This window comes from Fibrobacter sp. (genome assembly GCA_024398965.1).
Taxonomy (GTDB): Bacteria; Fibrobacterota; Fibrobacteria; order Fibrobacterales; family Fibrobacteraceae; genus Fibrobacter.
The window spans coordinates 1-15,814 of sequence record JAKSIF010000014.1 but is presented as its reverse complement, the minus strand read 5'-3'; the positions used below and the strand labels follow the sequence as shown (position 1 = coordinate 15,814).

The following is a 15,814-nucleotide window of genomic DNA, read 5'->3' as shown; positions in this document are numbered from 1 at the left end:
ACTTAGTCATCCTTGACGCAGCGGATTCCGTAGCGGAAGTATTTTTTTTCGATATCTTCATCTATACGCTGAAAGTTGAAGTTACGTTTCATTCCGTCCCTGGAGGTGACGGTAAGGTAGTATCTGCTTGCATTGTTGGTTGCATCGACGGCTCCTAGGCAGGCCACTCCGTTACTTTCATAAATATCGAGGTATCCGTATTTCTTTTCTAAACAGGTGTTCGGAAGTACGTTAAAACCGTACTTGTCTGTTCCATGGGCTCGGGCGTGCCATCCAAAAATGCTCATCAGGTCCTTGCCATTCTTTTGAACAAAGGCGAGCAGACTATCCCAATCTGCTGTCGTGGAAACGTGCCAGTTTTCAGGACACAAGGTCTCTGAGCTGTCAGGAACGAATGGGGCGGGATAGTGCCTGCCTATTGTTCTGCAAGCGTCCCTGAGTGAAGAGCATGTGCTAGTCTTGGAATTGAACCTAAGGTTTTCAGCCATCCATGTGGTTCCGTTGATTTCTAGGGTTTTGTAGGTATTCCCGTCTCGTTCGTCGGTAAGAGTCCCGTAGTCGCCGCTGTAGCCATAGGCGACGGAAGTGTCGTTGAGGCAGCGAACCGAGAGATACCGGGATTGTCTGGGTTGTAGGAAACGGATGGTGTCGCTGACGCCATAATGATAGGAATACAGCGCGTAGGATGTTGTATCGGATGCTGCATCGGAAGACCAGAACTCCGCGTAGCTATTGCCAGTCGACGTGTTGTTTTCCACGAAGGCCATGGAAAAGCCCAGAGAATCGTTGGCATTGCGGTCTCTTTTTGAAACCAGCGTGTAGGAGTGGTTATTGGGGGCGGCTAGGTACAGCAGTGTGTCGAAGTCTGTCTTGCTAGGAAGGTGCCATCCTGCGGGACATGCGGTTCGGGCTTCTTCAAAGTTGTAGAATAGCCCATGGAATCGGGCATGGTCGGACTGGCTGTTTTCCGTTTCGTAGTTTAAGTTCTCGGCCATCCACTTTTGATTCAAAATGACTGTTGTCTTGTAGACTTGATTGTCTCGTGGATCTGTGTATTCGCCATACTTAAAATCGGGATTCAGGTAGGGATTCCCGGTCAGAGCTGTGTCGCGGAATTCCTGGACATAGCCCTTGACGCATAGCAGGTTTCCTGTTTCGTGGTAAATAGATTTATAGGAAACGCTGGAGGTTGGGCCGAATCCAAAGATGTTTCTGTAATCATTGCTTTCGCCTTTGCGGACAAAGTAACCGGCAAAGGTCTTGGGCTCGGTCAGTTCCCTATAGTCGATGCTTGCACTTCTCTTTTCTGTATCCACCCATACGCCATAGTATCCGGTTGGCTTAAGGTCGAATCCGTAGGCGTTTAGGCCGTTTCCTTCGTTCCATCCACTGGCGGATTTCATCATCATTCCTGCAAAGCATTTTCCGCCGATGTTGTCGAATAGGATTTCCCATTCCAATGAGTCGGGAACATGCCACCCCTGTTCGCAGGAGGCAGCTCTATAAACGGCTACAGATTCCTTGGGCCCGTGTTTCCAAATTTGCGTTCCAATCTTGATGCCGCCATCTTCACGCTCGCAGTTATCTGTCTTTTTGTCGCTGCAGGGCTTCACTTTCGGTGACCAGACGGCATCTTCGCAGCCCTTATGGTTTGACTTGATGGTGGCTGGGTCCTTGAGGTCGGGGATGTTTTCGCTTTTGACGCAGCGGATGGCGAATGATCCGTTGCGACGGTCAATTCCGTAGACGCTGAGCTTGGATGACGATAGGCTGACGTATACCCCTCGGGTGTAGCCCGCATGGTAATAGATGTTTTCGTAGTTAAAGTTTCTGGAGGTGGCGAAACCTGTGGTCCCTGTGAGGGAATCCTTTTGAGTGATGACGGAGAAGTGATATTCGTCTGTGCCGCAGTATTTTTTTTCGCAATTCTCCTTTGCAAGCAGGCGACTGGCGATGTTGTCGTAGTATCTTGATTCCCCGTAGGATTCGCTTTTGCCCCCCATCGCCACTGCAAGGGTGTCCCATTCCACGATGTCAGGAATATGCCATCCGTTGGGGCAGACTCCCTGGAAGGGGTATTCGCATTTTTCCATGGCGGTACAAAGGCTGTTTTCGGAATCCAGTAATCCTGCCCAGGAATAAATTCGTCCAAAAGTATTGCAATCCTTGTCCTTTTCGCCTGCAGCGCAGGAACTTCCGTTCTCTGTCTTGAAATTCAAGTTTTCCGCCATCCAGGTCTGGTTGCCGATGGTGACGTACTTGTACTTCCGACCGTCGCGTTCGTCGGTAAATGTTCCTGTTTTTACCGTAGATGGGTCCACTTTGTAGGGAAGTGCCTTGGAGGAACTGCTCTTGCCAGAAGAACTGCTTTTGACTGAAGAACTGCTCTTGTCAGAAGAACTGCTCTTGCCTGAAGAACTGCTCTTGCCTGAAGAACTGCTGCCTTTGTCGTCATCCTTGCTTATTTCATCTTGAGCAGAAAAGACACTGGATGATCCATCGTCATCGCAGCCGGCAAACAGGAACAGTGCTTGTAGAAGTATTCCAAAACAAAAAAACTTTTTCATTATAACCCCCGTTACATTTATTCATCAAATATAGAGAAATAAAAAAAGTTTGTGGTTGAAGATTGGTGATTGCTGCGTATTTTTTTTGCTAGATTTGAGGTTGTGGCAAAGAAGAAAAAGTTTTTTAAGTCTCCGGCTTTGGCTCAGTCCAACCGCAGTAAGGAAGATCGCCTCCGCGAAACATTGATGTAGGTTGTAAGCGGAGAAAGCCGTTTGCTCAACCGTCCTGACGATCTTTACGAAACCATCGGCAAAGGCCTCGTCGATATCGAGGATTGCAAGGATCCCAAGGTCCAGCTGGAACTTCTGGTATGGACACTTCGTGCAGATTTCTGCGCCTTCAAGGCCGAAGAAGACGAACAGGAATATTGGGATAGCCTGTTCTACGATGCAGGAACCTTCTTTGTTGAAATTGCCAAGGACTACGAAGACAAGGATTACGTTGCCGACTTGATTCACGATTTGGCTGAGCCCCTGTTTATCCATCCTTAATTCACGCGACTCCGGCCCGTTTTGGGGAAAATCTTTCGGGGCGAGCCATTGGTATACAAATGGCGGACTCTTATGTGGGGTCCATTATAATGCCTCCTACTTTTGGATTGATTGCGGCTCATTTTCCTGTGATTCTCTGGCCTGTTGCATTGGCTGTGTTTGTGAGTTGTCTTCTGATTTGCGTTTGCCTGTTGGATTACGTTACCCGTAAGAAGTTGAATAATGCTTTTGCCAAGGAACGCATTATGGACGTTCTCCATCAAGTATCTGAAATGAATGCCGCCCGTAACAGGATACGCCGCCGCCGTCGCAAGGATCGCCGAAAGGCTAGACAAATTCAGCTGCGTAAAGCCAGAAAAAATCAGTGACTTTGATGATTGATAACTAGGTTAAGGGAATCTTAGTTGTTAGATTTAAGGGTGGAGGCTATGATGAATAAAATTTTATCTCTCGCTGTCTTAGGTTTCGTCGGAATTGCTAGTGCTTTTAACTGCATCGATGCCGTAAGATTGGTGAATATTACAGAACAGATGTTGTTCTCTCTAGATGAATCCGTTCGTCTCGATAGTAATAAATCCGTGAATCGAGATGGTGTTTCTGGAACGACCTATAATTTTTTGTGGAACGGACCTTACCTTGAATCTTACAGTGGAATAAGAATTCTTTCTGATGGATCGTCTGCAATGAGCTCGGTTGTTCCTTTTTATGTAGAAAAAGAAAGTGAGCTGAAGAAAACAGGCTTTGAAATCCTTTTGTCAAAGGAGCTGAATGGCGATACCACGGTTGTTAATCATACTCGATATACCGATGGAAAAAGTTTCGTAAATAGCAGAGGCTTGTTTTTCGGTGAAAATCTTGTCATTGAATTTTTACCGGATGAATCTGCGAGTTCTCTTTTCGATCGTGAGGAATTGATTACAAGGAACGATACCTTGTTCACCAGGAAATGGACAAAAAATAGTTCTGGAGATTTGTTCGTTCAGACAGAGTTTATTCTTGCTGTCGATAAAAATGATTCTACCTTGTGTAATCAACGGGTTGTTTTGGCTACGGGAGATACCGTACAGGATCGTAAAGGCGAATTTAAGAAAATAGAAAATGGCTATTCTCTTTTTTTGACTGACGTTGACGAAAATAGCAAGGCCCTTCAACAGTATTTCTTTACTGTGTTGAAGGATGATAGTTCTGTAGAAAATCCAGATACTTCTGCAGCCGAAATCCCCGATACCACAGTGGTTGAACTGCCTAAGGATTCTGTTGTTACGCCTGTGGATTCAGTAGAAACTTCGAAGGATACAACGCTGGCGATTGCGAAGCGGATGAAAGCTGAGCCTGTGTTTAAATCTCGAGACCACTACATCGACCTGAAGGGTCGTCGTTTCTCAAAGCAAAAGAAAGAACTGCCTTACCGCGTTTTATTCTAGTTTTCTAAATTTTTAATCATGGCAAAGAAGAAAAAGTTTTTTAAGTCTCCGGCTTTGGCTCAGGCCAACCGCAGTAAGGAAGATCGCCTCCGCGAAACATTGATGCAGGTTGTAAGCGGAGAAAGCCGTTTGCTCAACCGTCCTGACGATCTTTACGAAACCATCGGCAAAGGCCTCGTCGATATCGAGGATTGCAAGGATCCCAAGGTCCAGCTGGAACTTCTGGTATGGACACTTCGTGCAGATTTCTGCGCCTTCAAGGCCGAAGAAGACGAACAGGAATATTGGGATAGCCTGTTCTACGATGCAGGAACCTTCTTTGTTGAAATTGCCAAGCAGTACGAAGACAAGGATTACGTTGCCGACTTGATTCACGATTTGGCTGTGCGCCATGTGGGTGGCGAAGGCCGCTCCGTTGTGTTCCTGAGTCTGGATGAAATCATGCCTGCAGAACGTGCCCAGCAGTTGCTGAATGAGCTTCTCTCTCAGGAAGAACAGTTTGCTGCAGAAAACCGCGAAGACGTGCTGGATGCTATTTGCGATATGGCTGATTCCATCAAGGATTCAACCAACTACGCCAAGGCTGCTCTCTTGAAGGATCCGGACAAGAGCAATGCAACCATTATTGATATTGCCAACGCCTACTTCATGGCCGGTGACCTGGTGCTTGCAAAGCAGTGGATGAACGACGTGAAGAATCCGGGCAACGAAGACGAGGAAGCCTTCCTTGACTTGCAGGCTGCCATTGCCGACAAGGAAGGACGCAAGTCAGACTGCATCAAGATTGCCCGTCGCCTTTACGAAACCTTCCCGAAGATTATCAACCTAGGACGTCTCTGTTCCGTTGTTAGTGAAGGGGAGGCTGCCCAGCTTCTGCAGGAACATGAAAAGTTCCGTAGTGGAAACTCCTGCGACATGGAATTCATGCAGCTGCTTGCCGGTATGAAACGTTATGACCAGCTCTCTGCCTATGTGGATCGCTTTGAAAACGATTTGACTACCATGGATGCCGATGAACTGGGCGAACTTGCTGATGCAGCAGAAAAGGATGGCCAGAAGGATCTTGCAAAGCACATCCGTGACTGGATCGTGGAAGAGCCTGAAGAAGCTGAGGCCTTTGACGACAAGGACTAAAATATAGAGGGACCTATTTGGCCCCTTTTTTATTCCAAATTCATTTCTTGAGGAATGGCGCCTTCTATGACCAGGAGGCGTCTTTTCATATCTAGACCGAGTCCGAAACCCACCAGGGTACCGCCTTTGCCGATGACGCGGTGACAAGGATAGATGAAGGGAATGGGATTGACGTGGAGTGCGCTGCCTACGGCACGGACAGCCTTTGGACTGCCAATCTGTTCTGCGATTTCCTTGTAGGATCGAGTTTCGCCGAAGGGAATGGTCTGTAGCGATTCCCAGACCTTGACTTGGAATTCGGTGCCGTACAGTTTGCAGGGAATGTCGAATTCCCGGAGTTTGCCTGCGAGGTACAGATTCAGTTGCTGAATGACTTTTCGGTAGGTCCTTGCTGTAGAAGGCGGTAACTTGGATTCCACATCGGGGCCGGAGTAGACGCAAGCGTGAACCGTACTGGGCTTTACACTGTTCGTGTCGTCTGCGGCGCTATAACTCAAATTGCACAACTTGGACTTTTCAAAAACGAACGTCCATTGTCCCCACAGGTTCCTGTGGATTACGGTTGTGAATTTTGAGTCGTTAAAATCCATGATTTGAATATAGATAAAATAAAATGAAAAAGCCCCGATTTTGTCGGGGCTTGCAATATCTTGCGGAACTTACTTTCTCAGAGGGAATTCCGTGAAATCCTGTACTCCGAATTCCTGTCGCAGGTAGTCCCAGCGGACAAGACGGTTCTTCCAGTAGTACTTGCGGTACAGACGTCGGGCTACGCGGCTTGTCAGCTCGTAGGGGATGGTGTGGTGGTCGTCGGCCACGCTTTCCATGGAGATTCTGAAGTCCAGTTCACCGTTCACAACGTCAACCGTTTCGCCAACCTGAACGTCGGGGATGTGGCTCACGTCCACCATGGCAGCGTCCATGCAGACACGACCCAGGATGGGGCAGAGCTGGCCACGGATGGATACAAAACCCTTGTTGTATTCACCGCGGAGGTAACCGTCGCCGTAGCCGATGGCGATGGTTGCAACGCGGGAGGTCTGCTGGGCCATCCAGTAGCCGCCATAGCTTACGGTTTCGCCGGGCTTGACGTCGTGAATGTGTCGGATGGTAGACTTGATTCGCATTACCGGCTTGATGGGCCAGGGAGAGGGGGTGGCGCCCATGGGGTTGTAGCCATAGAGGGCGAGACCCGGACGGACCATGTCGAAATGGCTTTCGGGATGAGTCAAGGTTCCTGCGGAACTGGAACAGTGGCAGATTTCCGGACGAAGGCCTTCGGCTTCCAGAACGTCCACCAGTCGGGTGAATCGCTGGATCTGGATCTCAGTCTTGGGATTGCCCGGCATGTCTGCTGTGGCCAGGTGCGTGAACATACCTTCGAACTGCAGATTCTTAAGGCTCAAGGCGGCACGAATGTTGTTGAAGTCTTCGGCGTCAAAACCGTAGCGGTTCATGCCGGAGTCAATTGCCAAGTGGGCCTTGCAGGTGCAGTCGTTGTCACGGAGGAACTGGTCGAAAGCCATGGCTGTACGGATGTCCGTAATGGCTGCAGTCAGCTGGAACTCCACAAAGTAGGCGAAGTCCGCGGGAGTGCAGGGGCCAAGAACCAAGATGGGCAAGTCCATACCGTACTGACGAAGTAGCATGCCTTCGCTGATGTGTGCCACGCCAAGATAGTCGGCTCCGCCGAACTTGGCTGCAAAGGAGCAGGCTAGGCTGCCATGGCCGTAGGAGTCCGCCTTTACGGGCAGAAGGATCTTGGTGTTGGCAGGAATCTGGCTACGGATAAACTGAATGTTGTTACAAAGAGCGTCGAGATTGATTTCAATCCAGTTGGGGCGCGCAATACGATTCAAATCGGGAGGGGTAGATAAAAGCTTCATAATGCCCAAAATATAAATAACTCCCATGGATGTTGCTACCTACTTTAATCAAGGTTATGCCTTAATTTCACTCTAATTTGGAATAGATTTTACCCCTTGAAATGTAAAGTTCATAAGGTTCTCAAAACATGAAAATCAGTCCTGGCTCCAGCAACTACAAGGGCTCGGCTGAACACCGATATTTTTACATTCCGAAGCACAAAATTTTCTTTACGGTTTCTGCCGATTCCGCGGAAAAAAATCTTTATAGTTTCAAAATTGTAGATGAGAGTCTTGTTCTGATGCCGAGTAAAGGAGCGGTCATTGAACGGGAATTCTGAATAAAGTAATTTGTGATTGAGGCGAGTGAAACGACCGAATCTACTTGGACTTTTCCGAACCGATAATCAAAGAAATGAAGTTGTCTACTAGCTGGTCACGACCTGAAACACAGGCGACATGAACTGGTCTATTTGTCCTCCCGCTAAAATGTAATGAGTTGAGTGAATGGCTTGCCCTTGCAAGTCCTGTTCCTCTTTTGCCTTCCTGGGCTTGAATGTTCTCCTAAGAACAGCTGTCCTCGTATTGTCTGAAAATCATATTCATTATTTCCCATAAAACAATAAATCCGTAAAAAGGAAAGGTAGGATAAAATCATGAAAAACCTGCAAGATAAAACCGTAAATGAATTCATCGCATCACTCATGCCCGATTCAGATAAGAAGATGGGCTCCATTGCTGGAGTTTCCTTTCTTGTGGCACTGTCTCTGTGCTTCTGGGCTGCGGCATACGAAAGGGTGATTGACGATGTCATTTTTGACAAATTACCTAATGAAGAACTGAAGGCCACCGTAAGCATATTGAACAAGAAAGAAGAAAAAAAGGAGACGCCTAAACAACAAAAGAAAAACCAACAACAGGAAATACAACGTAAAAGACCTGGTGGCGGTGGAAAAAACTCTGGCAAGGGAAATCCTCGTGCACCATTAAATCGCGGAATCATCAAGATGATTACCGCCCAGACGAACAACGCAAGCGCCATGGCCTATGATCTCATGAAAAATCAGCAGTTTGCCAAGGATATCGACAAGGTGCTCAAGCACACCAATGGTCTCCAGACTACGGGAAAGACCAAGATTGGCGAGGTCCGAGGTAAGGTGAATGGAGGCTTCAATGAAGGTCAGTTCGCCGGTGGTAGCGGTGGTATTGACGATGCGTTCACCAACTTGATCGGTAATGCAGCCGGTTCCATTGCGACCAAGGCGCTTAAGGGGCGTCTGACTCCTCCTTCGCCGACAGATATCGATATGAGTTCTGCCAACTCGGCTCGCTCAGCATCGGATATCATGAAGGTGATCCGTACGCGTACTCCGGGGCTTCGACATGTGTATAACAAGTACCTTAAGAAGAATCCTGGTTTCCAGGGCAAGGTGACATTAAAGTTTACCATTGCTCCGGGTGGTGAGATTGTCAGCATAGCCATAGTTTCGTCTACGACGGGATACGGGGAATTCGATAACGAAGTCAAGAATACCGTAGGCCGCTGGACATTTAACAAGGTGAAATCTGGTAACACTACCGTGACGGTTCCCTTTACTTTCTCCGAATAGAAAAATTGTTTGTGTATGGATTGAAAATTTTTTGCCGGTAGTCGCGAGACTATCGGCTTTTTTATATTTAAGCCTATGAAAGATCCTCGCATTACAAAACTTGCTGAAAATTTGATTAACAACGCCATCGCTCTTAAGGCTGGCGAAAATATCCTTATTGAAACCACTGATACTCCCGACGAACTGAGCACGGAATTGGTCAAGGCTGTCGCAAAGGCCGGCGGAAACGCTTTCGTTCATAACTACAATGGTCGTGTACGTCGTGAAATGATAAAGTCTGCTACGGAAGAACAGATGAAGGTTTCTGCTGACTTGGCCATGGCTGAAATGCAGAAGATGCAGTGCTACATTTCCATTCGTGCTGCTGAAAACGCCATGGAAAATTGCGACATTCCTGGCCCGCAGATGAAGAAGTACCGCTTGGCTAACCAGGCTGTTCTGGACTATCGCGTGAATAAGACCCGCTGGTGTGTGCTTCGCTGGCCCAATCCTTCCATGGCTCAGGCCGCCAAGATGAGTACCGAGGCCTTCGAGGACTTCTACTTTGAAGCTTGCCTGGCAGACTATCCCAAGATGGCAAAGGCCGCCCAGAACCTTGTGGACCTGATGAACCGTACCGACAAGGTGCGCCTGGTTTCCAAGGGAACGGATTTGACATTCAGCATCAAGGGTATCGGCGCTGTGCCTTGCTGCGGTAACATGAATATTCCCGATGGGGAAGTGTATACTGCTCCTGTCCGCAATAGCGTTAACGGCGTGATTCAGTATAACACTCCGTCCCTTTACGATGGCAAGCAGTTCGGTAACGTTCGCCTGGAATTCAAGGACGGCGCCATTGTGAACGCCTCCTGCGAAACCGGCTCCAACGAGGCCTTGAACGCTTTGTTCAATACGGACGAAGGTGCCCGCTATGTGGGCGAGTTCGCCATCGGTTTCAATCCCTACGTGAACAGCGCCATGTGCGACATTCTTTTCGACGAAAAGATCGCTGGCTCCATCCACTTTACTCCGGGCCGCTGCTACGAAGACGCTCCTAATGGAAATGTGTCTGCAATCCATTGGGACTTGGTTCTGATCATGCGTCCCGAATACGGTGGCGGTGAAATCTGGTTCGACGATGTCCTGATCCGTAAGGATGGCAAGTTCGTCATTGATGAGCTTAAGTGCCTGAACCCAGAAGAACTGGGATAAAGAAATTTTTTGGGGGTTACATATGATTTTGAAGAAAATAACGCTCATACTTGCCGCTGCTGCTGTGTTGGCTGGGGCTGCATCCATTTCGCCGGTCATCCCTAAGAAGGTTGACGGTTGTTACCAGATTGGTTCCGCTGCCGAGCTGTATGGCTTTGCCGCTGTAGTCAATGGCTCTGACGCATTTAAACTTGAGTCCGACGCCTGCGGTAAGCTTACCGCGAATATCGTGGTGAACCAGAATGTTCTTGCTAATGACACCTTGAATGGGGATGGAAGCAATTTTGTTCCCTGGACTCCCATGGTCGGTTTTAGCGGAAAATTCGATGGACAGTTCCATACTATTTCCGGTTTGTACTTCAATGATGATTCGTTTGAATATGCCGCTCTTTTCAGTACGGTAAAGGGTGGTGAGGAAGGAGACTCCATTGTCATTGCCAATGTGGGGCTTGAGGACTCCTATATTCTGGGCAAATATTACGCAGCAGGCCTTGTGGGTCGATTTGAATCGGGTTACATGGCCATTGAGAATGTGTATAATATGGGCTTAATTCTTTCCTATATAAATGCCAAAGGAATTATGGCTGAAATGGGGAGCGTTGATACTTATCTCAACATCAGAAACGCTTACAACGCAGGTCCCCTAGATAGAAATAAGGAAAACTGCGACGTAGTCAATATCGGCGCCAGTTATCGCGGTTATACATACGAAAATATTTTCGAAAGACCGGGTTGTAATATTTATACCGGGGCACATTCAACAACCATGACCATGGAGGAATTGGAAAACGGAACGATTGCCGCCTTGCTTCGTTATAACATGAGAGGTAAGGGCTGGGGACAGAATGTGGGCGTGGATAAGCATCCCGTATTTAGCGATGAAATAAAAAATTATGCAGGCAAAAGTGTGGTTTCTAGCCTGGCATTCCACAATGTGGACCATGCGGAGGATTATCCGGACCATTATGTGGAATCGTCTATAGTCCAGCTTCCTGTTCCTGAACGTGATGGCTATCTGTTTATCAAGTGGTTTACGAAAGAAGGGCTTAAGGGTGATACCCTGGACAAGATTATCAGAAGTACAACGGGAGATCTTGACCTTTACGCCATGTGGGGAAAGATTCCTGAAGTGGTTGACGGTTGCTACGAAATAGGGACGGTGGAGGAATTGTACGGCTTTGCAGAAATCGTACGTCAGACAAATGTGATTCAGACGATGTCCTACGACGATTACACTGAATTCTGTGCCAAGCTGACCGATGACATTGCCGTGGATACCGTAGGTGGATGGACCCGCTGGTTCCCCATACAGAAATTCCTTGGAACCTTCGATGGAAACGGAAAAACTATCTCTGGTCTGTACTATAACACTCTTTCTTCCAAGGGCGAAAACGTAGGCTTTATTGGCAGCACCGTTTCTATGAAAGGAAAGAAATCCGTCGTAAAAGATCTTGGCCTGTTGGATTATATGTTCAAGGGTGAGCGCTGCGCAGGCGCGATTGTAGGTTCTGCTGAGTCTACGGATATTCTTCACGTCTATAGCAAGAAAGGCTCTGTGGAAGGAGGCATCGGTGGTGGAGGTATCGCTGGCTGCACCCTTTATGGAGTAAAGATTGAAGAATCCTATAACGAGGGCTCTGTTTACGGTCGTGTTGGAATTGGTGGACTTGTTGGTAAGGCGGAAAGTGGAACCCTTATTGCCAACTCCTACAATACGGCTTCAATGAACGGCAGTTCCTGCTGTGGTTCCTCGGAAAGAGGCGGACTTATTGGTGATGGTTCTTCCAACGTCAAGATCATCAATAGCTTTAACCTGTTGACGACGTCTTCGGCTTTTGGCGCAGGCGGATTGGTGGGCCGCTATGGCTCCGTAGAGTATTATAATGCCTATGCCCTTGGTCAGGATGGCTCGTCAGGAATCGGCGTTACGGAAAGCGATTACGAGGACGGAACGGTTGCCTACCTTCTGCGTGAATACAAGGATGATGAATATGATGGCTCCATGTGGGGACAGCATGTCGGCATAGATAAGCACCCTGTGTTTACGGAAAACATCACCTTCAATGACGATGATATTAGCCTTGAACCCAAGATTCCGGAATTGAAGGATGGTTGCTTCCAGATTGGTTCCGTGAATGAACTTTATGGATTTGCCTTTGAGGCCCATGCCTCCGTCATTGATTCCACAAGAATCACTGGAACATTGTGCGGTAAGCTGACCGAAGATATTGTCGTCAATGAGAATCTTCTTGGCGGCAAGTATGAACTGAGTTCCGGTAGTCATCTTTCCTGGCGTGGCATAAGGAACTTCAAGGGAATTTTTGATGGCGACGGCCATACAATTTATGGCCTGTACATGAATGGTTACGAAACCTATTCACGATGGGAAGATGAATACCTAGGCTTCTTTGAGTCTGTTTACAATACCAGTGAGACCGATACCACAAAGATCCTGAATCTTGGAATCGAGGACTCCTATTTTAGAAGCGTTCATAACAAAGCTGGTCTGATTTGTCAGGTCAAGTCAGACTCCGGTTCTCTATTGATTAAGGGAACCCATGTGGATGGTTTATTTGATGGACGCGGAGATGCTGCAGGATTTGTTGAAGAATCCGCAAGTTCCGATATTACTATTGTGGAATCCTATTTTGAGGGCAAGAATATCGGTTATGATTTGTCCTGCTTTATCAGGAGAGGCAAGGGCGACTTGCATATAAGAAACTCTTACTGCGACATTGATATCGGTGAAGACAAGTCCTATATCTTCGGTAGTACCAGTGGGAAGAATATTGTTGAAAATTCCTTCATCATGAGTTCAAGGTTGGGCTGTGAATATGATGAGGCTTCTACAATAACGAATTCCTATGCGATTCCTTCTGAAAATGATTACCTAATGAAGTCGGATAAAGTTTCCTATGTCACTCCAAGCCAACTTAGAAATGGAACTGTAGCAAAGCTGCTTCATGACTATAAGAGCGAATCCTTTGATGGCAGCGTTTGGGGGCAGAATGTCGGGGTGGATAATCATCCGGTCCTCAGTGGAGTTATTTCCAATTTGGATGTCAAGTTCTCCAAGCTTGTATTGGTAACCTACGATGGTGACAAGACTCTATATGCAGATGAGTATGCAGAGGGCATTGCCCTTGACTTGCCGGTTCCTGTACGAAATGGCTATGTATTCAAGGGATGGTACGACAATGATGCCTATGAAGGCAGCCCTGTGACTAGGGTTGCGGATACTGTCAAGGGCGAGGCGACCTACTATAGCAAGTGGTGGCATATTCCTACGCTGGTTGACGACTGTTACGACATATCCAGCGAGGATGAATTGTTCATGTTTGCGGCCATTGTCAATGGTACCGAAGGCATAGAACAAAATGAATTTGCTTGCGGTAGCCTCTCTGCGGACATTGTGTTGAATGAGCAGGTCCTGGTTGACGGAAAGCTTAATGAAGACAAGAAGGAGACCTTTGTTTCCTGGCCTAGCTTGAGATCCTTTGGAGGAAAGATCTACGGCAATGGTCATTCTATCTCTGGCCTATATGGAACCAGCTTCATTAACTTCGTGGGCGGAGGATCCCCTTCGAATCCTGTCTTGATCGATGGCCTTGGTATCAAGGATTCTTATTTCAAGGGCACGTACAATGTGGCCGGCTTTATTGGTGACGCCCAAAAGTCCTATATCGTGATCTCCAATTCCTATAACGAAGCTACCGTGGAAGGCGTCAAGGCTTGTGGAGGCTTTGTCGGAAGTAACGATGAAACTCATGTGTTTGTGGTCAATTCCCATAATTCAGGTGTAATCAACTGCGACTATGATGGTGGCGGCCTGGTGGGCCTTGACCGTGAACTTAGAGGCTCCATATCGATCATGGATTCCTATAACGAGGGCCCTGTTACAGGCCTTGGTCAAATGGGCGGCCTTGTTGGCATGGCCATTGAGTATATCCGAATTGTAAATTCCTACAATGTAGGGGATGTCTCAGGAAAGTCGACAATTGGAGGTTTCCTTGGTCGTGGCGCAGATACCAACATTGTTATCAATTCCTACAACAAGGGCTCTGTGACAGGAGATGAATTGACCGGAGCTCTGTTTGGCCGTATTTATACGAGTCTGGTGTCCATGGAAAACTCCTACTATGTGGATGGCCCTGTAATGGATACCTTGGCTAAGGCTGCTGCTGTTTCTGAATTTGAGGATGGCTCCTTGGCCAAGAAGCTCCATGATTATGAAGGAGAGGGCTTTGATGGCTCCGTATGGGGGCAGAAGCCTACGGATTCCTATCCCAAGTTGAACGAGTCTGATTCCGACAAGAATCTTGCCTTGCTGATGTCACTTGCTCCCATTGGTTCAAGCAGTAACGAGGAAGAATCCAGTTCCAGTAGCGATCTGCAGGAAAGTTCTAGTTCCAAAGTTGAATCCAGCTCCAGCGAAGATGCTGTCGAATCCAGCAGCTCTGCTAAATCCAGTAGTTCCGTTGAATCCAGTAGTTCTGTCGCCGGCTCCAGTTCCAGCGGCAACGTGGGTAGCAGTTCTTCTACAACGGTTGTTGCCCTGAATCTATTACGTTTGCAGTCCTTTGATGTAAATGTCTTTGATGGAATGGTTCAAATCGTTAACGGCCCTGTTGGACAACGAGTCGCTTTGATGGATATGCAGGGACGAGTGATTTCTATAGGCAGAATTGAATCGTCTGTGATGAACCTGAATGTGCCGCAATCTGGCAGCTTCGTTCTTCGTGTTGCAAACCAGACCCGTGTGGTGAACGTACGATAATTCTAGGAACGTAATTCTAGAAGCGAATAAAAAGCAAAGACCTCGCATTTGCGAGGTCTTTTTGCTTATCGAGAGTTTGTGCTTACGATAACAGATTGAACCAATCTTAGAGGAGCTCAGCGATCTGAACGGCGTTGAGAGCTGCGCCCTTACGGATCTGGTCGCCGGTGAGCCACAGGGTGTTGCCGCAATCGTCTGCCAAGTCCTTACGGATACGGCCAACGTAAACGTCGTCGTGACCTGCGCTTTCCAGCGGCATGGGGTAGATGTAGTTCTGCGGATCGTCCTTCAGGAACACGCCCGGAGCGTTCTTGAGAACTGCGCGGATTTCTTCGACAGAGACCGGCTTTTCGGTTTCGAACCAGACGGATTCGGAGTGAGAACGGAGAGAGCTAACGCGTACGCAAGTTGCGCTGGTGCGAACATCAGAGTGCATGATCTTGCGGGTTTCGTTGAACATCTTCATTTCTTCCTTGGTGTAGTCATTTTCAGTCATCTTGTCGATCTGCGGAATGACATTGTATGCCAGCTGGAAGGGGAACTTCTTGATATGGGTTGTGGAACCGGTTTCAATAATGTCCTTGTACTGCTGCTGGAGTTCTTCCATGGCAACTGCGCCAGCACCGCTTGCGCTCTGGTAAGAAGAAACGCGAATCTTCTTGATGTGGGAAATCTTTTCGATGGGATTCAAGACTACGACCATCATAATGGTGGTGCAGTTGGGGTTTGCGATAATGCCGCAACCGCCGTTTTC

General features: G+C 47.8%; 11 protein-coding genes. 7 read left to right on the top strand and 4 right to left on the bottom strand.

Annotated features, from left to right (window positions below; all coding sequences use genetic code 11):
- Positions 1–2: 2 nt before the first annotated feature.
- Positions 3–2,567: a hypothetical protein gene (locus MJZ26_07555; protein MCQ2105632.1), complete on the bottom strand. Its 2,565-nt coding sequence runs from the start codon at positions 2,565–2,567 to the stop codon at positions 3–5.
- A gap of 213 nt (positions 2,568–2,780) precedes the next feature.
- Between MJZ26_07555 and MJZ26_07550 the strand changes: the two genes are divergently transcribed.
- From MJZ26_07550 to MJZ26_07535, 4 genes are all read left to right on the top strand, one after another.
- Positions 2,781–3,059: a hypothetical protein gene (locus MJZ26_07550; GenBank protein MCQ2105631.1), complete on the top strand. Its 279-nt coding sequence runs from the start codon at positions 2,781–2,783 to the stop codon at positions 3,057–3,059.
- Between the two features lie 89 nt (positions 3,060–3,148).
- A complete protein-coding gene (locus MJZ26_07545) occupies positions 3,149–3,427 on the top strand; it encodes a hypothetical protein (GenBank protein MCQ2105630.1) in 279 nt (92 codons plus the stop codon).
- A gap of 60 nt (positions 3,428–3,487) precedes the next feature.
- A complete protein-coding gene (locus MJZ26_07540) occupies positions 3,488–4,483 on the top strand; it encodes a hypothetical protein (protein ID MCQ2105629.1) in 996 nt (331 codons plus the stop codon).
- A gap of 18 nt (positions 4,484–4,501) precedes the next feature.
- Positions 4,502–5,617: a hypothetical protein gene (locus MJZ26_07535; protein ID MCQ2105628.1), complete on the top strand. Its 1,116-nt coding sequence runs from the start codon at positions 4,502–4,504 to the stop codon at positions 5,615–5,617.
- Between the two features lie 29 nt (positions 5,618–5,646).
- Here the strand turns inward: MJZ26_07535 and MJZ26_07530 are convergent, their stop codons facing one another.
- Together MJZ26_07530 and alr are read right to left on the bottom strand one after the other, a co-directional pair.
- Positions 5,647–6,207, bottom strand: a complete 561-nt coding sequence (locus MJZ26_07530; protein ID MCQ2105627.1) for a methylated-DNA--[protein]-cysteine S-methyltransferase — start codon at positions 6,205–6,207, stop codon at positions 5,647–5,649.
- Between the two features lie 69 nt (positions 6,208–6,276).
- The gene (alr, locus tag MJZ26_07525) at positions 6,277–7,503 is read right to left on the bottom strand and encodes an alanine racemase (GenBank protein MCQ2105626.1); all 1,227 of its coding nucleotides are present in this window, start codon (positions 7,501–7,503) and stop codon (positions 6,277–6,279) included.
- A 635-nt stretch (positions 7,504–8,138) separates the two neighbouring features.
- On the opposite strand from alr, the gene MJZ26_07520 reads away from it, so the two are divergent.
- From MJZ26_07520 to MJZ26_07510, 3 genes are all read left to right on the top strand, one after another.
- The gene (locus tag MJZ26_07520) at positions 8,139–9,092 is read left to right on the top strand and encodes a TonB family protein (protein MCQ2105625.1); all 954 of its coding nucleotides are present in this window, start codon (positions 8,139–8,141) and stop codon (positions 9,090–9,092) included.
- Between the two features lie 75 nt (positions 9,093–9,167).
- Positions 9,168–10,283, top strand: a complete 1,116-nt coding sequence (locus MJZ26_07515) for an aminopeptidase (protein ID MCQ2105624.1) — start codon at positions 9,168–9,170, stop codon at positions 10,281–10,283.
- A 22-nt stretch (positions 10,284–10,305) separates the two neighbouring features.
- Positions 10,306–15,060, top strand: coding sequence for an InlB B-repeat-containing protein (locus tag MJZ26_07510; protein MCQ2105623.1), 4,755 nt, complete (start codon positions 10,306–10,308; stop codon positions 15,058–15,060).
- A gap of 106 nt (positions 15,061–15,166) precedes the next feature.
- Here MJZ26_07510 and MJZ26_07505 read toward each other — a convergent pair.
- Positions 15,167–15,814, bottom strand: a 648-nt coding sequence (locus tag MJZ26_07505; protein MCQ2105622.1) for an aspartate-semialdehyde dehydrogenase, incomplete at its 5' end; no start/stop codon positions are given.